Origin of the sequence: Paraburkholderia xenovorans (assembly GCF_046030735.1) — a bacterium.
Lineage (GTDB): Bacteria > Pseudomonadota > Gammaproteobacteria > Burkholderiales > Burkholderiaceae > Paraburkholderia > Paraburkholderia xenovorans_A.
Genome location: NZ_JAQQBV010000006.1, coordinates 60,170 through 76,653 on the forward strand (window position 1 = coordinate 60,170; position 16,484 = coordinate 76,653).

The following is a 16,484-nucleotide window of genomic DNA, read 5'->3' on the forward strand; positions in this document are numbered from 1 at the left end:
CTGAGCGGCTCACCTGGTCCGTCATTGCGCCGGAAGGTGTTACACGAAGCTGTCACGCACATCACCGAACATGCTGCCGCTAATGCGACCCCACTGATACCGCAAGCACGGTACATCAGAATCCGACGTGGTCGCTATCCCCTCGACGAGACCTCATGAGCCCACGCATCTCCACGCTAGCTTGCGCCGCGACGCTGCTGTTTCTGAACGCCTGCGGCAATTCCGACAGCATCTCCACGACCTCCAGCATGAACCTGTCCGGCATCGTCGCCGCTGGCGCGCCTATCGTCGGCGTGTCGGTGACGGTCACCGACAGCACTGGAAAGTCGACCAACACGGCGGTCACCGACGCGCAGGGCAGGTTCACCGCGGCCTTCAGCGGCACGCCCCCGTTCGTGCTGACGGCGCCGTTCAACGACGTCGACGGCAGCGCTGCCACGCTGTCGGCCGTCATCGATCCCGCCACGAACGCGCCGGGCAGCGCGGCCGCTGCCGTCGCGAACCTGAATCCGCTGACCTCGCTGCAGACGCAGCGCGTGCTCGGCCTCGTGCCGTCCGGCGCGCCGAGCGCCGCGCAGATCGGTGCCGCGAAGATCACGCCGGGCAGCATCGCGCAGGCCGGCCAGGACGTGACGAGCGCATTGCAGCCGCTCTTCACCGCATTCGGCGTGTCGGCGAACGCGGCAAACAATCCGATCAGCGACGGCACGTATGTCGCTAACGCAAGCAATCCGCTCGACAACCTGTTCGACATCGTGCATTTCAACGTGCATGCCGGCAGCATCGCAGTGGGCGCCGACGCGAGCCGCGCGACCGTCTCGATTCCGGTGACCGGCGCGACGTCCGGCCCGGTGCCGGCGGCGGCGGTGGCTTCCGCGCTCGCGCTCAGCAACGGCGCGACGACCACGCCGATCCAGCACGTGATCGTCGTGGTGGGCGAGAACCAGACCTTCGACGGTCTGTTCGGCGGCTATGTGGCGCCGACCGGCCAGACGGTGAAGAACCTGCTGTCCGAGGGCATCATCAACGCGGACGGCTCGCCCGGCCCGAACTTCTCGCTCGCGCAGCAGAACCAGGGCGCGACGCAGACCGCCTACTCGCTGCAACCGGCACGTTCGACGCCGTACGCAACTCTGCCGCAGCCGGAGCAGATCGGCATTGTGAACCTGCAGAACTTCTCGACGGGTACCGGCGTGCCGGATACGCGCTTCCCGGCGAACCTGCCGGACGGTCCGTTCCAGATCAGCAAGTACGTGCCGTACGCGCAGGAAATCACGCAGCTCGAGCCGTTCGGCCTGACGCTGTTCACGATGACGGGCGATCCGGTGCACCGCTTCTTCCAGATGTGGCAGCAGACGGGCGGCGACAATAGCAAGCACGACATGTTCACGTGGGTGGCCGATACGGTGGGCCAGGGCGGCGACACGAGCGGCATCACGCCGACGAACCCGTCGCAGGGCGGCGAGTTGATGGGCTTCATGAACATGTCGACCGGCGACGCGCCGTACTTCCAGTCGCTCGCGCAGACGTACGCGCTTAGCGACAACTACCACCAGTCGATCATGGGCGGCACGGGCGCGAACTTCTTCTCGATCGCGACCGCCGATTCGCCGTTCTTCAACAACGCAGGCGCCGTCGCGTCGCCGCCCGCGAACCAGATCGAAAACCCGAACCCGCTATCGGGCACGCCGAACTTCTATACGCAGGACGGCTATGAAGGCGGCTCGTATGTGAACTGCTCCGACGCGAGCCAGCCGGGCGTGAAGCCGATTCTCGACTTCCTCGCCGGCAAGCACGTCGCAAGCAACTGCGATCCGGGCAAGTACTACCTGGTCAACAACTACAACCCCGGCTACGACCTGAACGGCAACGTGCAGCCGATCGGCGCGAACAACTTCAACTATCCGCCGCAGACGGTGCCGACCATCGCCGAGGCGCTGACCGCGAAGAACGTGTCGTGGAAGTGGTACACAGGCGGGCGCGAGACGGGTGACCTGACCGGCGAGACGCAGTTGCTCGAGACGGTTGATTCGCTGCCGCCCGCGCAGGCCTTAGCCACGGCGCAGGCCACGCAGTACAACAATATCGGCGACCCGCTGGTCGCTTCGTCGAACGTGATGACCAATGCGTCGCTGCGTGCGAACCTGGTCGGCCTGACGACCTTCAACAACGACGTGAAGAACGGCACGCTGCCCGCAGTGTCGTTCGTCGTGCCGAAGAATCTCGATAGCGGCCATCCGGGTTATTCGGCGCCGGCCACCTATGAGAACTTCCTGAAGACGCTGATCGGCAACGTGCAGGCGAACCCGACGCTGTGGGCGCATACCGCGATCGTGATCACCACGGACGAAGGCGGCGGCCACTTCGATTCCGGCGCGATCCAGAACCTCGACTTTTTCGGCGACGGTCCGCGGATTCCGATGCTGGTGGTGTCGCCTTACGCTCGCAAGGGCGCGGTCGACCACACTTATTCCGATCATGGTTCGGTGCTGAAATTCATCGAGCGCAACTGGCGTCTGCAGCCGCTCTCGGCGCGCAGCCGTGACCGCTTGCCGAACCCGGTCGGCACCGCGCAAAACGCCTACCTGCCCGTCAACACGACGTCGATCGGCGATCTGATGTCGATGTTCAGCTTCTGATGGGAAACGGATTGAAGCGGGCCGGCCGGCCCCGCTGCGCGGTTGCCGGTGTAATGATCGCTGCCGCCGCGATCGGGCTGCTCGGCCCGATCGCGATGCGCAGCGCGGCTGCCGTGCAGTTTCCGCAGGCCGCCGATGCGGGGCCGGCACCCGCCTCGGCGACGAAAGCGGTGACGAAAGCCGCGACCAAGGCCGGCCGTCAAGCTGCCGCGCCGTTCAAGGTCAATGTGTGGGTCCGCTATCCGGCGGTGCCGGCGCAACTGAGCCCGGCCGCCGAACTCGGCAAGCAGTTGTTCTTCGACAACTCGCTGTCCGGTTCCGGCCGGATGTCGTGCGCGAGCTGTCATAGTCCGGACCATGCCTATGGACCGCCGAACGGGCTCGCGGTGCAACTGGGCGGCCCCGATCTGAAGCATCCGGGCGCGCGTTCGGTGCCGTCGCTGCGCTACCTGAGCTTCACGCCGATGTTCAGCCGCCACTTCTATACCCCGGCGTCGGAAGACGTCGAGGACGAAGGGCCGACGGGCGGCTTCATGCGCGACGGCGCGGCGGCGTCGTTGCACGCGCAGGCCGGCATGCCGCTGCTGAATCCGGACGAGATGGCGAATCGCGACGCGGCTTCGGTGGTCGATGCGCTGCGGCGTGGCGCGAATGCCGGGCGTTTTCGCGCGGTGTACGGGCAGCAGATTTTCTCGCAGCCGCAGCAGGCATTCGTGGATATAGGGCTCGCGCTCGAGGCGTTCCAGTCCGAGGATCCGAGCTTCCACCCGTACACGAGCAAGTTCGATGCGGTGATGTCGAATCATGCGACCTTTACCGCGGCGGAACTGCACGGGCTGTCGCTCTTCAACGATCCGGCCAAGGGGAACTGCGCGAAATGCCACCTCGATACGCCGGGGCCCGGTGGTCGCCCGGCGCAGTTTGCGGATTTTTCGTTTGCCGCGCTAGGTGTGCCGCGTAACCCCGAGATTCCGGCCAATCGTGATCCGGATCATTACGATCTGGGCTTGTGTGGGCGGCCGGAGCTCGCGAACGAGAAGAGCTTTTGCGGGATGTTCAAGTCGCCGACGCTGCGCAATGCGGCAACGCGATCGGTGTTCTTTCACAACGGCCGATACCATCGGCTTGAAGATGTGATGCGCTTCTATGTTCAGCGCGATACGAATCCGGGGAGGTGGTATCCGCGGGCGGCGAACGGCAAGGTCGACAAGTACGATGATCTGCCGGTGCGTTACCGTCAGAACGCGGATGTCGCCGATGCGCCGTTCGACCGGAAGCTCGGGGCGAAGCCGGCCCTCAATGAGGCCGAGATCCGCGATGTGATCGCGTTCATGAAGACACTCGACGACGGCTATTCGGATCAGGCGGGCGGCCCGCAAGTGCGTAGTGTTGCGTCTGCGACGGTGCGCCCGAAAAACCAGTAACGCTCTTCGCAACGCGCATGTTCATCGTCGTTCACGCGGTGCCGGGCACTTCAACATGCCAGGCACCGCGCTAGCCGTTCAGGCCGCCTGCACGTCGATCGAATCGACCCGGTCCGGATAGAACGCGAGATGCTGCGCGATCTCCTTCACCGCCGCATAAGGCGACTCGTAGGTCCACACCGAATTCACCGTCCGCTCGCCGCCGATCGGAATGCTGTAGTACGCGCAATCGCCTTTGTACGGGCAATAGGTCGCGTGATCGGTGCGTTCGAGCAGCGTCATCTCGACATCGGTACGCGGGATGTAATACACCGGCGGATACGACGCTTCGCGCAGCACCAGCGCGTTGCGCGTATCGGCAACGACGCGGCCGGCCACGGTCACGACCACGCGCACGTTGCCCGGCTCGACCGTGATCGGATGATCGGCGCCGGGGACCTTGATGGTTTTTTCAGTCATGCTGTCGAGCTCCTGGATGAGTGGACCAGCCTGCGAATGCTGCGATGAAAGTCGAGCCGCGTTCGACGGAAACGAGCGCGTCCTGCGTCGAAGCATACGCCGGTGACGAAAACGCGTTGTGTTCGCTTCGTCATTCAGATGGCCCCATGCGGCCGAAAAAAAGGGCAGCCGAAGCTGCCCCGTCAGGAAGTCGCGCGCACAGGCGGACTGTTGCTTATTGCTTGGCGCTTATTGTGTGGCGCCTGGCGCCGTTCGATCGCCGCTCCGTTACGGGCGGATGTTCAGCGCGGCCGTCAGATCGCCCATCGGCTTCGCGCCGTTGCTCACCAGCGCGGCGTCGCGCGCGGCGATGCCCGGCAGCGTCGGCAGCGAGAAGCGGTGCGTGATGAAACGCAGGATCGACGTCGTGTCGTATTGCGTGTGGTCGACATAACCCTTCTTCGCATACGGCGAAACGATCAGCGCCGGAATACGCGTGCCCGGACCCCAGCGGTCGCCCTTCGGCGGCGCGACGTGATCCCAGAAGCCGCCGTTTTCGTCGTAGGTCACGACCACCAGCATGTTGTTCCACTGCGGGCTCTTCTGCAGATGCGAGATCACATCGGCAATGTGCTGATCGCCCGATGCGACGTCGGTATAGCCCGCGTGCTCGTTCAGGTTGCCCTGCGGCTTGTAGAACGACACTTGCGGCAGCGTGCCCGCGTCGATGGCCTTGATGAACTCGGAGCCGGCGAGGCCGCCGTCCAGCAGATGCTGCGAGCGGTTCGCGCTGCCCGGTGCGAGGTCGGCGAAGTAGTTGAACGGCTGATGGTGCGTCTGGAAATTCGGCGCCGTCAGATTCGCACCGTAGACCACGTTAGGCGTGCCGTTCTGCACCGCCGAGATGGCCGCGCCCCATGCGCCGCCGTACCACGCCCACGACACCTTCGCGTTGTTCAGCAGATCGCCGATGTGCTGCTGCGTCTGCGCCGGCAGCGTGGTGGCGGCCGTCGGATCGGCGAGATTCGCGTCGCCGCCCGCGGCCGGCTTGTTGCCGCTCGGCTGATACGGCGGCTGCATCGTGTTGATCGCGTAGAAGTCGGGCGTCAGGTTGCCCGAGTTCACGTACTTCGGCGGGCCGCTCTGTGCGGAGGCCGGCGAGTTGGCCGCGAGTTTCAGCGTGACGCCGTCGGCTTCCACCGACGAGACCGAACCCGCCGCCGGGCTCTTGTCCGCATTCGGATAGGTCGGCGTGCAGGCGCACACCAGCCATTGGTGATTCAGGAACGAGCCGCCGAACGCGCCCATGAAGAAGTTGTCGGCGAGCGTGTATTGCTGCGCGATCTTCCACAGCGGCAGCTTGTCGGCGTCGAGCGAGTAATGGCCCATCACGAGGCCGCCCGAATCCGCCCACGCGGCGAACTTGTCGTTCTTGCCGCCGTTGATCTGCATCTGGTTCTCGTAGAAGCGGTGATACAGGTCGCGCGTCGTCGCGGTGATCGGCGTGTTGAAACCGTTCGGGTCGTCGATCGCGAACGGGCTGTTCGGCAGGTTCGCCGTCATCGCCTGCGTGACCACCGGCGTCACGCCGGTTTGCGTGAGACCGTTCCACACCTGCGGCAGCGTCGCGAGCACGGAGCCGTCGCGATCGAGCTGTTTCGCGCTCGCCGCGCTCACGTTCTGTAAGCCGTTGGCGCCCGGAAAGTTGCCGTACAGATTGTCGAAGCTGCGGTTCTCCGCGTAGATCACGACGACCGTTTTGATCGACGTGATGTCGGGCGGCGGGGTGACTTCGTCGCCGCCGCATGCGTGCAGGCTTAGCACTGCTGCGATCGCGAACGGCGTCGCGCAGATCAGTTTCTTGTTCATGTGGTGTCTGTTCTCTCTCTCGCGTTGGGGACGGGCCGCCGTGCATTTCTTACACGGCTGACCGCGGGCGAAAGTTTCGCAAGGCAATTTGACAGAAAGATGTAATTAATTACGAATGCATTGTCGTATCGATTTGCTGTCGGCTTTATGTCATTTAGACGACATGTATTTGAAATACGCTCGCGGACTTCAATATCGCAAACTCACATCATTTCTATGCGAAGCGGTCTGGCGGGGATTCAACAAACGGCGACTCGGGCGAAGGCCTGGGTTGGAACTCGCGCGCGGCGGGACGCTGCCGTCGGGCGGGGCTGGGTCGGTGTGCTGCTGGCTGTCAGCGTCGCGATGGCGCTCGCCGCGTGCGACGCCAAAGCACCGGCGGCGGTGGCAGAGGCGGCGGCTGCATCAACCGTGCAGCAAGTGGCCGCTCACGGCGCCGCGCACGACGTGACGCAAACTCGCGCGCAAGTCTACGAATCGGTACGGCACATGTCGGCGCTCGGCAAGCAACTGTTCTTCGATGCGTCGCTGTCCGGTTCGGGCAAGCTCGCGTGCGCGTCGTGCCACAGCCCGGATCACGCGTTTTCGCCGGCCAATTCGCTGTCGGTGCAACTCGGCGGCAACGACATGCACCGCACCGGCATGCGCGCCGCGCCGACGCTCAAGTACCTCCAGTCGGTGCCGGCGTTCGCCGAGCACTATCACGAGTCGGACGACGAAGGCGACGAAAGCATCGATGCCGGGCCGACCGGCGGCTTGACGTGGGACGGCCGCGTCGATCGCGGCGGGGATCAGGCGCGGATCCCGCTGCTGTCGTCGTTCGAAATGGGCAGCACGCCGGCGAAGGTCGCTGCCGCGGTGAAGGCGGCGTCTTACGCGGACGACTTCCGCAAGACGTTCGGCGAACATGTTTTCGATAGCGACGACGCCACCTTCAACGCGGTGCTGCAATCGCTGGAAACCTTCGAGCAGACGCCCGAGCTTTTCTATCCGTACAGCAGCAAGTACGACGCGTACCTCGCGGGCAAAGCGCAACTCACGAAAGCCGAACTGCACGGTTTGCAGGTCTTCAACGACGAGCAGAAGGGCAATTGCGCAAGCTGCCATATCAGCCAGCGCACGAAAGACGGCGCGCCGCCGCAGTTCAGCGATTTCGGCCTGATTGCGATCGGCGTGCCGCGCAATCGCGCGTTGCCGGTGAATCGCGATCCGCATTTCTACGACCTCGGCGCTTGCGGGCCCGAGCGTACCGACCTGAAGGGCCGTGCGGAATTTTGCGGCATCTTCCGCACGCCGACGCTGCGCAACGTCGCGCTGAAGAAGAGCTTCTTCCACAACGGTATCTATCATTCGCTCGACGAAGTACTGCGCTTTTACGCCGAGCGCGATACGAACCCGCAGAAGTTCTATCCGGTGGTGAAGGGGAAAGTGCAGAAGTTCGACGATTTGCCGCGGCGTTACTGGAGCAATCTGAACACCGATCCGCCGTTCGATCGCAAGCCGGGCGACCAGCCCGTGCTCGACGAGGCCGAAATCAAGGATGTGGTGGCGTTTCTGAATACGCTGACGGATGGCTACAAGCCTGGCGCGCAGTAGACGTGACCGGGCGGCGGCCGCGCCGTCCGAACTGCCTGCTCTAGCGGCCGGCGCCGCCGAGCATCAGATAGCAGCCAAGCAGCAGCAACGCGAACGACACTAGCAAAAAAGCGACGCCGACGCGTGTCAACAGGTTGGGCCAGCGCGCGCGGGGCAGCGCATCCATCCGCACGACGCGGCGCGCGAGACCGGGATCGCGGCGGATCGCGACGGGCACGAGCACGATGCATAGCAGTGCGAGGGAGATGGTCAGAATTTCGAGAGCGTGAGCGGTGTCCATAGCGAAGTAGTCGAGGTTCGATTGGGGCAGGAAGAAAGGTGCCCAAGCTTAAGCAAGCACTTCCTATGAACCAATGAGACACTTCCTAAAAATGTCAGCGGATACCGCGCGCCTGAGCGTGCGCGCGCTTTCCCTCTCGCGGCCACGGGCCGCTCCAGGGCCCGTTCTTCAGACGACATGCTATGCTTTTGGGGTCCAGATCATGAGCCGATGCCTGCGCGCTCCTGATCGTCCGCACTACTCTTCGAGGAGAATTCTTCATGTCGATGCGAACCCGTGTCCTGACTCACCTGACCGTCGGCGGCTTGCTGCTGGGCGGCGCGATCGGCGCACAAGCGGCGAATCTCGGTTTTCTGAACGACACGCCGATCAGCTACATGAAGCAACGCGACGTCGATTCGATCAAGAAGGCCGTGTTCGCCGCATTGGAAGACAAGCAGGACGGCGAAAGCGCCAGTTGGGTCAACGAAGGCACCGGCAATAGCGTGAAGATCGACGCGACCATTAACATCGTCGGCACGGCAAAGGACGGCGAGCGCACCTGTCGCGACCTGGGCGTCGTGCTGAACGCGAAGGGCCAGTCGATGAATCTGAAGCCGCAGTTCTGCAAGCAGGGCAGCGGCGCCTGGCAATTGCAGAAAAAACACTGAGCATGTGCGCCGGTAAGTCGATGTCCGCGATGTCCGCGGTTTCGTGGCCGTTGCGGCACCAAGCTGCGCGTTGCCAGCGCGCATTGCGGCGATGAGCGCGCGGGTCGTGTCGTGCGGCATCGTGCTGCTCGATCCGGATGGGCGCGTGCTGCTCGCCCACGCCACCGAAACGTCGCACTGGGATATTCCGAAGGGACATGGCGAGGAGGGCGAGGCGCCGCATGTCACGGCGCTGCGCGAAATGGTCGAGGAGACCGGCATCGCGCTCGAGCCCGGGCGTCTGAAGGATCTCGGGTTGTTCGTCTACCGGCGCGACAAGGACCTGCATCTGTTCGCCACGCGCGCTGGCGCCGACGAACTCGATCTGTCGCGCTGCACCTGCACGTCGCTGTTTCCGCGCCGTTCGGACGGCACGATGATTCCCGAAATGGACGCTTATCGCTGGGCCGCGCCGGACCAGGTCGAACGGTATGCGAGCCGGAGTCTCACACGGCTTTTTCAGACCACGCTGTCGCTCGTCGAACTGCATCGTTCGCTGTGACGGTTGCTCGTGCTTGTGCTCGTGCTTGGCCTTTGGGTTTGCATGGCGCGTTTGTTTGTATGCGACGCCCGGCGGCAATGAGCGGCGTCAGTCGAGTGCGTGGTCGTTCGGATGCGCAAACAACGCGCGGTTCTGCTCCGACAGCGGGAAATTCAGATTGATCCCGCGCGGTGGAATCGGTTGCGTGAACCACTGCCGGTACATGCGCTCCGCTTCGCCGGACGTCTGGCTGCGTGCGATCACGCCGTTCACGAGATTGCGCAACGGCTCGTCGCCCTTGCGGAACATGCATGCGTAGACCTCGTATCCGAGCGGCGTGCCGTTGACCACGAAGTCGTCGGGCCGCGGATCGGCCGATTTGAAGCCGTACACGATCGGCTCGTCCATCACGAAGGCTACCGCGCGGTCTTCCTTGAGCGCGGTGAACGCTTCCTGGTGATCGCGTGCGCTCATGATTCGCATGTTCAGATGCTTGTCGGTGTTCAGGCGGCGCAGTAAGCGCTCGTCCGAGGTGCCCGCGGTCGTCACGACCGCTTTGCCGGCCAGGTCCGGAAAGTCGTTGATCCCGCTGCTTTTGCGCGAAATCATCCGCACTGCGTATTGAAAGAAGCTGTTCGAGAAGGCGGCCACGTTCTCGCGTTCGACCGTATGCGTAGTCGAACCGCACTCCAGGTCGATCTGGTTGTTGAGCAGCATTGGCGTGCGGTTCGACGACGTGATGGTGATTTCATGCACCTTCAGTTGCGGCATGCCGAGCGTTTTTCTGATTTCGTCGACGATCTGCAGCGCGATCGCCTGCGAGTAGCCGATCGTCTGCTTGCCGTCGAAATACGAGAATGGAATCGATGCTTCACGCACGCCGAGCAGCACGACGCCGTCGTCGTGGATCTTACGGAGTGTGCCGCTGAGATCGTCCGCTTCGGCGGGGTGCGCGAACGTCGCCACGCAGCAGGCGGCGAGCGCCGCGAGTGCGTAACGCAGGCGCCGCACCATGCGCACCGGGCGCACTGAGCGCACCATAGGCGCCGCCAGTGCGCTACGTGTGTCGGGTTGGCGGGAGATGCCTCGTGTGCCCGGCCCGCCGTGGACTGCAACTGTCATTGGACCTCCCGAACGGGCGTGTACACGCCCGCCGCGCTGTCATTGATCGATGGATCATGGTGACAAAACGGCGTGCATCCCGCTCACGAAATGCACGCCGTGTTTGAACCGCCGAGACCTGGCGGCCGTTGCTTCAGCTTACGCCGGCTTGCCCCAACTGTCGCGCAAGCTGACGATCCGGTTGAATACCGGCCTACCCGGCTTCGAATCGACCCGGTCGGCGACGAAATAGCCGTGGCGCTCGAACTGATAGCGCTGCTCCGGCACTGCGTCGCGCGCGCCCGGTTCGAGGTATGCATTGACCACGCGCTTCGAGTCCGGATTGAGCGCTTCGAGGAAGTCACGGCCACCGGCGTCCGGTTGCGCTTCCTTGAACAGGCGGTCGTAAATGCGCACTTCCGCCGGCACCGCGCCTGCCGCGCTGACCCAGTGAATATTGCCCTTGACCTTGTAGTTGTTCGCGCCTTCGGTGCCCGATTTGCTGTCCGGGAAGTAGTTGCAATGGACCGCGACGACGTTGCCGTTTTCGTCCTTGTCCGCGCCCGTGCATTCGATCACATAGCCGTAGCGCAGGCGTACCTTGTTGCCGGGGAACAGACGGAAATAGCCCTTCGGCGGCGCTTCGGTGAAGTCGTCGCGTTCGATCCACAGCTCGCGCGAAATCGGAAACTCGCGCACGCCCTGTTCCGGATGATGCGGGTGGACCGGCGCGGTGCACGGTTCGGTGACGCCTTCAGGGAAGTTGTCGATGATCAGCTTGAGCGGGTCGAGCACGGCCGCGGTGCGCGGCGCCTTCTCGTCCAGATCGTCGCGCAGCGCGCCTTCGAACACGCTCATGTCGATCCACGAATCCACCTTGGTCACGCCGATCCGCTCGCAGAACAACTGGATCGCTTCCGGCGTGAAGCCGCGGCGACGCACGCCGACGATGGTCGGCATGCGCGGGTCGTCCCAGCCGTCGACGTGGCCTTCGTTCACCAGTTGCAGCAGCTTGCGCTTGCTGGTGATCGCGTAGGTCAGGTTCAGGCGCGAGAACTCGATTTGCTGCGGCAGCGGGCGCGTGAAAATGCCGGCTTCGGCGAGTTCGTTGAGAATCCAGTCGTACAGCGGCCGATGGTCTTCGAACTCGAGCGTGCACAGCGAATGCGTGATGTTTTCGAGCGCGTCCGAAATGCAATGCGTGTAGTCGTACATCGGGTACACGCACCATTGGTCGCCGGTACGGTAGTGATGCGCGAAGCGGATCCGGTAGATCACCGGGTCGCGCATGTTGAAGTTCGGCGACGACATGTCGATCTTCGCGCGCAGCACGTGCTCGCCTTCCTTGAACTCGCCGGCCTTCATGCGGCGGAACAGGTCGAGGTTTTCTTCGACGGAGCGCTCACGGAAACGCGACGGCGTGCCGACTTCGGTCGCCGAGCCGCGGTTCGCGCGCATTTCTTCGGCCGACTGGCTGTCTACATACGCTTTGCCGCGCTGGATCAGCAACTCGGCGAATTCGTACAGCTTGTCGTAGTAGTCGCTCGCGTAGTAGAGCTGTTCCTTGCCGTCTTTGGCCCATTCGAAGCCGAGCCAGCGCACGGAGTCGATGATCGAGTCGACGTATTCGACGCTTTCCTTTTCCGGGTTGGTATCGTCGAAACGCAGATGGCACACGCCGCCATAGCTGCGCGCCACGCCGAAGTTCAGGCAGATGCTCTTCGCGTGACCGATGTGCAGATAGCCGTTCGGCTCGGGCGGAAAGCGTGTTTCGACGCGCTGGCCCCACTTGCCGGTGCGGTTGTCGTCGTCGATGATGTTGCGGATGAAATTGGATGCCGCTGGCGCGTCGTTGCGTTCGGTATTCATGCGAGAAGGTGAGAGTCTGTCGGGGGCGCGCAAATGCGCTCACTTATCCGACAATTCTACCTGACGCATCCCTTCGCGGCAGGCGAGTGCGGCGCACAGCCAACGTTCGAGCGGCCCGCACGGCGTTTTAGGGGCGCAAGCGCCGCTGTAACAGGAGGTAAAACGTTTTGGCCGCACGCGCCGTGCCGCTTTAGGATGCGAGCCTCGCGAGGCTCCGTCTGCCGTCTGCATGCTGTTATCAGGCCTTTTTGCGCCTGCCTCCGCCGTTCGTGCAACATGCCCCCTTTGGTTCGTCTGGTTCGTCTAGTCCCTTTGGTTCCCGGAGTATCTCGGATGTCTGTCCCGAAACACGATGCGCCGCGCGCGCCTTTCGCCTTTTTCCGCCTCGGCCGTGTGCTGACGGCCGTGGCCGTGTGCGCCGCGTTCACCGGCAGCGCCGTCGCGCCGACGCTCGCGTTCGCGAAAACGGCACCGCCCAGGCCGGTGCTGGATGCGTCCGCGGTGGCCGCGCCCGACCGTTATAGCGCCGACGCCGCGCAGCAGATCTTCGCGGCCGGCGGCAACGCGGTGGACGCCGCGGTCGCGATCGCCTTCACGCTCGCCGTGACGGATCCGGAAGCGGGGAACATCGGCGGCGGCGGGTTCATGACGCTGTTCGTGGACGGCAAACCGTACTTCCTCGATTACCGCGAGCGCGCGCCGCAACAGGCGACCCGCGACATGTATCTCGACGGCAAGGGCGCGCTCGTCGCCGGCATGAGCGCGGTCGGTCATCGCGCGGTGGCGGTGCCCGGTACGGTCGAAGGCATGTGGGAGGCGCAGCAGCGCTTCGGCAAGCTGAAGTGGAAGCAGGTGCTCGCGCCGGCGATCCGCTATGCGAGCGACGGCTTCCTGGTCGAGCCGTGGCTGCAGAAGCAGCGCGACGACGCAGCGAAAAGCTTTGCCGGCAAGACCAACTTCGACGCGTATTTCTCGACGCTGAAGGCCGGCGCGACGTTCCGCCAGCCCGAGCTCGCGCAAACGCTGACGCGCATCGCCGGCGACGGCGGCCGCGAATTCTACGAAGGCCGCACCGCCGATCTGATCGCGCAGCAGATGTACGGCCACGGCCTCGTCAACAAACAGGATCTGATCCAGTACAAGGCGGTCTGGCGCCAGCCGCTCACCGCCGACTGGAACGGCTACCAGATCGTCACCGCGCCGCCGCCCAGCTCGGGCGGCGTCGGCCTGATCCAGATGCTGAAGATGAAGGCCGCGCTGAAGCAGGGTTTCGACGGACTCGAGCTGAATTCGGCGCCGTACATTCATCTGATCGCGCAGATCGAAGACCGCGTGTTCGCCGACCGTCAGCAATATATCGGCGATCCGGATACCTATAAGGTGCCGGTCGCCCGATTGACCGACGACGCGTATCTCGCGCAACGCGCGGACGAAGTGAAGCCCGACGAAGTGCCGGGCGCCGCACCTGTAAAGGGCGGACTCGACGGCGTGGCGCTGGAGAAAGCGCAAACCACGCATTTCTCGGTGGTCGACAAGTGGGGCAACGCGGTGTCGAACACGTACACGCTGAACGGCTCGTTCGGCTCCGGCGTGGTGGTGGACGGCGCCGGCTTCGTGCTGAACGACGCGATGGACGACTTCGAAACGAAGCCTGCCGCTGCCCAGCCGGGCGCGAGCGACGATGGGCTGAACACGGTGGCGCCGGGGCGCCGCCCGCTTTCGTCGATGACGCCGACGATCCTGCTGAAGGACAACAAGGTCTCGCTCGTGATCGGCACGCCGGGAGGTTCGCGAATCTTCACGTCGATCTTCCAGGTGATGACCGATCTGTACGACTTCAACATGACGCCTGCCGATGCGCTCGCCGCGCTGCGTTTTCATCATCAGTTGCTGCCGCAGAAGACGATTTACTTCGAGCCGTTCCGTCCCGCTCCGGGCGAACTGGCCGCGCAGTTGAAGACGCTCGGCTACGCGGTGGAGCAGCAGTCTTTCAACGGCGACGTGCAGATGATTCGCGTGGATGGCACGAACCCGGTGCCGGCGGCGGATCCGCGCGGGGTGGGAGTGGCGCGTGTGATCCAGTAAGCTGCGGTTTGGCCTGCTGTAACTATCGATAAAAGAACGAATGAAGACGGGGAATACGATGAGCGATCAACAACCACAGGTGCGCAAGGTGCTGGTGCTGGCGGGTTATCAGAACTCCGGGGTGGGGCACTGGCAAACGCGTTGGGAGGCGCTCGATCCGCGTTTCGAGCGAGTGCAGATGACGGACTGGGATCACCCGGCGCGCGATGCGTGGTGCCGCACGCTGGACGCCGCGGTGACCGCCGCCGACAGCCCGGTGCTGTTCGCCGCCCATAGCCTCGGCTGCCTGACCACGGCCTTCTGGGCGACGCACTATGCGAGCGCCGCGCAGTTGGCGAAGGTCGTGGGCGCGTTGCTGGTGGCCGTGCCCGACCCGTCCGGCGCACATTTCCCGGACGGGATCAGCGGTTTCGCACCGGTGCCGCAGAGCCGCTTGCCGTTCGCGAGCATCGTGGTGGCGAGCAGCGACGATCCGTATGGCGGCGTGCCGTTTTCGCAAACCTGCGCGAGCGCGTGGGGCAGCCGCTGGATCGGCGTCGGCGATCGTGGCCATATCAATGCGGACAGCGGACTGGGCGATTGGGACGAAGGCCGCGCGTGGCTGGATTCGCTGGGCGGCGCGGCGGGTTAGTCGGGGAGGGGGCTTCCCGCATTCACCCGCGCAGTCACCCGCAGTGACCCGCGCGCAGGCCGCTCAGATCACCGACCGCTCCCGTAGCGCCGCGATTCGCGCGTCGTCGTAACCCAGCACGTCGCGCAAAATTCGCTCGGTATGCTCGCCGAGCGTGGGCGGATGCGCGAGCGCCTCGGGCGGCGTGCCGCTCATGTTGATCGGGTTGCGCACCAGCTTGACCGTGCCGCCCGACGGATGCGGCAGATCGACCCGCAGGCCGCGCGCGATCACCTGTTCGTTCTCGAACACCTCGCCGAGATCGTTGATCGGCCCGCACGGCACGCCCGCCGCTTCGAGCGCGGCGATCCATTGCTGCTTGCCTTGCAGGCGGACCATGTCGGCGAGGATCGGCACCAGCAGGTCGCGGTGCCGCACGCGCGCGGGATTGGTCGCGAAACGCTCGTCGTCGGCTAGCTCCGGGCGTCCGCCGGTGGCGACGAACTTGCGGAACTGCCCGTCGTTGCCCACTGCGACGATGATCCAGCCGTCGCTCGTCTGGAAGGTCTGATACGGGACGATGTTCGGATGCGCATTGCCCCAGCGCGCCGGCGGCTGGCCGCTCGCGAGGTAATTCGAATTCATGTTTGCGAGCATCGCCACCTGTACGTCGAGCAGCGCCATGTCGATGTACTGGCCTTCGCCGGTGCGGTCGCGGTGGGTGAGCGCGGTGAGCACGGCAATCGTCGAATACATGCCGGTCATCAGGTCGGCGATCGCCACGCCGGCCTTTTGCGGACCGCCGCCCGGCTGACCGTCGCGCTCGCCGGTGATGCTCATGAACCCGCCGATGCCCTGCACGATGAAGTCATAGCCGGCGCGCTGCGCATACGGGCCGGTCTGGCCGAAGCCGGTTACCGAGCAGTAGACCAGATCGGGCTTCACCTCTTTCAGCGACGCATAGTCGAGCCCGTATTTCTGCAGTTGCCCGACCTTGTAATTTTCCAGCACCACGTCGCTTTGTGCGGCCAGTTCGCGGATGATCCGCTGGCCTTCGGGCGACGCGATGTCGACGGTGAGCGAGCGCTTGTTGCGGTTTGCGGCCAGGTAGTACGCGGCCTCGCGCGTGTCGTCGCCCTGCGGCGTTTTCAGATACGGGGGGCCCCAGTGGCGCGTGTCGTCGCCGACTTCGGGGCGTTCGATCTTGATGACGTCCGCGCCGAAATCGGCGAGCGTTTGTGCGCACCAGGGGCCGGCGAGTACGCGTGTCAGGTCGAGCACGCGGATGTGACTGAGAGCGCCCATATTTTTCGATGTCTCCTGTGTAGCCGCCACGGCGCTGAAGGCGCCCGCGAATGAGGCCAATCTTAAGCGATTCCCGTGCGCCGGCACACTCGGCCAAA

At 64.4% G+C, this 16,484-nt stretch carries 13 protein-coding genes; 7 read left to right on the forward strand and 6 right to left on the reverse strand.

Annotated elements, in window-relative coordinates; all coding sequences use genetic code 11:
• The first annotated feature begins 155 nt into the window (after positions 1 to 155).
• Together PQQ51_RS07665 and PQQ51_RS07670 are read left to right on the forward strand one after the other, a co-directional pair.
• Positions 156 to 2,639 (forward strand): alkaline phosphatase family protein, encoded by a 2,484-nt coding sequence (locus PQQ51_RS07665; RefSeq protein ID WP_408496168.1) that lies wholly within the window; start codon positions 156 to 158, stop codon positions 2,637 to 2,639.
• Between the two features lie 53 nt (positions 2,640 to 2,692).
• Complete coding sequence (locus tag PQQ51_RS07670) at positions 2,693 to 4,063, forward strand: cytochrome-c peroxidase (protein ID WP_408496169.1); 1,371 nt, start codon at positions 2,693 to 2,695, stop codon at positions 4,061 to 4,063.
• Positions 4,064 to 4,141: 78 nt separating this feature from the next.
• On the opposite strand, the gene PQQ51_RS07675 is transcribed toward PQQ51_RS07670, so the two are convergent.
• Positions 4,142 to 4,522 (reverse strand): DUF427 domain-containing protein, encoded by a 381-nt coding sequence (locus PQQ51_RS07675; RefSeq protein WP_408496170.1) that lies wholly within the window; start codon positions 4,520 to 4,522, stop codon positions 4,142 to 4,144.
• Positions 4,523 to 4,789: 267 nt separating this feature from the next.
• On the reverse strand, positions 4,790 to 6,370 hold the full coding sequence (locus PQQ51_RS07680; RefSeq protein WP_408496171.1) for an acid phosphatase: 1,581 nt from the start codon (positions 6,368 to 6,370) through the stop codon (positions 4,790 to 4,792).
• Positions 6,371 to 6,586: 216 nt separating this feature from the next.
• Here PQQ51_RS07680 and PQQ51_RS07685 point away from each other — a divergent pair, with 216 nt between their 5' ends.
• Positions 6,587 to 7,966 (forward strand): cytochrome-c peroxidase, encoded by a 1,380-nt coding sequence (locus tag PQQ51_RS07685; protein WP_408496172.1) that lies wholly within the window; start codon positions 6,587 to 6,589, stop codon positions 7,964 to 7,966.
• A 40-nt stretch (positions 7,967 to 8,006) separates the two neighbouring features.
• Here the strand turns inward: PQQ51_RS07685 and PQQ51_RS07690 are convergent, their stop codons facing one another.
• Positions 8,007 to 8,246 (reverse strand): hypothetical protein, encoded by a 240-nt coding sequence (locus PQQ51_RS07690; protein WP_408496173.1) that lies wholly within the window; start codon positions 8,244 to 8,246, stop codon positions 8,007 to 8,009.
• A gap of 260 nt (positions 8,247 to 8,506) precedes the next feature.
• Between PQQ51_RS07690 and PQQ51_RS07695 the strand changes: the two genes are divergently transcribed.
• Together PQQ51_RS07695 and PQQ51_RS07700 are read left to right on the forward strand one after the other, a co-directional pair.
• Complete coding sequence (locus PQQ51_RS07695; RefSeq protein WP_408496174.1) at positions 8,507 to 8,896, forward strand: RT0821/Lpp0805 family surface protein; 390 nt, start codon at positions 8,507 to 8,509, stop codon at positions 8,894 to 8,896.
• Positions 8,897 to 8,987: 91 nt separating this feature from the next.
• On the forward strand, positions 8,988 to 9,437 hold the full coding sequence (locus tag PQQ51_RS07700) for an NUDIX domain-containing protein (protein WP_408496342.1): 450 nt from the start codon (positions 8,988 to 8,990) through the stop codon (positions 9,435 to 9,437).
• Between the two features lie 87 nt (positions 9,438 to 9,524).
• Here PQQ51_RS07700 and PQQ51_RS07705 read toward each other — a convergent pair whose 3' ends face one another.
• Together PQQ51_RS07705 and PQQ51_RS07710 are read right to left on the reverse strand one after the other, a co-directional pair.
• Positions 9,525 to 10,457, reverse strand: coding sequence for a transporter substrate-binding domain-containing protein (locus PQQ51_RS07705; protein WP_408496343.1), 933 nt, complete (start codon positions 10,455 to 10,457; stop codon positions 9,525 to 9,527).
• A gap of 219 nt (positions 10,458 to 10,676) precedes the next feature.
• Positions 10,677 to 12,386 (reverse strand): glutamine--tRNA ligase/YqeY domain fusion protein, encoded by a 1,710-nt coding sequence (locus PQQ51_RS07710; RefSeq protein ID WP_408496175.1) that lies wholly within the window; start codon positions 12,384 to 12,386, stop codon positions 10,677 to 10,679.
• 333 nt (positions 12,387 to 12,719) lie between these two features.
• On the opposite strand from PQQ51_RS07710, the gene ggt reads away from it, so the two are divergent.
• Complete coding sequence (gene ggt, locus PQQ51_RS07715; protein WP_408496176.1) at positions 12,720 to 14,471, forward strand: gamma-glutamyltransferase; 1,752 nt, start codon at positions 12,720 to 12,722, stop codon at positions 14,469 to 14,471.
• A gap of 58 nt (positions 14,472 to 14,529) precedes the next feature.
• On the forward strand, positions 14,530 to 15,102 hold the full coding sequence (locus tag PQQ51_RS07720) for an RBBP9/YdeN family alpha/beta hydrolase (protein WP_408496177.1): 573 nt from the start codon (positions 14,530 to 14,532) through the stop codon (positions 15,100 to 15,102).
• A 63-nt stretch (positions 15,103 to 15,165) separates the two neighbouring features.
• Here the strand turns inward: PQQ51_RS07720 and PQQ51_RS07725 are convergent, their stop codons facing one another.
• Positions 15,166 to 16,386 (reverse strand): CaiB/BaiF CoA transferase family protein, encoded by a 1,221-nt coding sequence (locus PQQ51_RS07725; protein ID WP_408496178.1) that lies wholly within the window; start codon positions 16,384 to 16,386, stop codon positions 15,166 to 15,168.
• Between the last annotated feature and the right edge of the window lie 98 nt (positions 16,387 to 16,484).

Bases quoted from the DNA above. Each gene is read 5' to 3' on its own strand.
- PQQ51_RS07705 (WP_408496343.1), bottom strand. From the start codon at position 10,457: ATGGTGCGCTCAGTGCGCCCGGTGCGCATGGTGCGGCGCCTGCGTTAC.
- PQQ51_RS07680 (WP_408496171.1), bottom strand. From the start codon at position 6,370: ATGAACAAGAAACTGATCTGCGCGACGCCGTTCGCGATCGCAGCAGTG.
- PQQ51_RS07695 (WP_408496174.1), top strand. From the start codon at position 8,507: ATGTCGATGCGAACCCGTGTCCTGACTCACCTGACCGTCGGCGGCTTG.
- PQQ51_RS07690 (WP_408496173.1), bottom strand. From the start codon at position 8,246: ATGGACACCGCTCACGCTCTCGAAATTCTGACCATCTCCCTCGCACTG.
- PQQ51_RS07670 (WP_408496169.1), top strand. From the start codon at position 2,693: ATGATCGCTGCCGCCGCGATCGGGCTGCTCGGCCCGATCGCGATGCGC.
- PQQ51_RS07725 (WP_408496178.1), bottom strand. From the start codon at position 16,386: ATGGGCGCTCTCAGTCACATCCGCGTGCTCGACCTGACACGCGTACTC.
- PQQ51_RS07685 (WP_408496172.1), top strand. From the start codon at position 6,587: ATGCGAAGCGGTCTGGCGGGGATTCAACAAACGGCGACTCGGGCGAAG.
- PQQ51_RS07710 (WP_408496175.1), bottom strand. From the start codon at position 12,386: ATGAATACCGAACGCAACGACGCGCCAGCGGCATCCAATTTCATCCGC.
- ggt (WP_408496176.1), top strand. From the start codon at position 12,720: ATGTCTGTCCCGAAACACGATGCGCCGCGCGCGCCTTTCGCCTTTTTC.
- PQQ51_RS07675 (WP_408496170.1), bottom strand. From the start codon at position 4,522: ATGACTGAAAAAACCATCAAGGTCCCCGGCGCCGATCATCCGATCACG.
- PQQ51_RS07720 (WP_408496177.1), top strand. From the start codon at position 14,530: ATGAGCGATCAACAACCACAGGTGCGCAAGGTGCTGGTGCTGGCGGGT.
- PQQ51_RS07700 (WP_408496342.1), top strand. From the start codon at position 8,988: ATGAGCGCGCGGGTCGTGTCGTGCGGCATCGTGCTGCTCGATCCGGAT.
- PQQ51_RS07665 (WP_408496168.1), top strand. From the start codon at position 156: ATGAGCCCACGCATCTCCACGCTAGCTTGCGCCGCGACGCTGCTGTTT.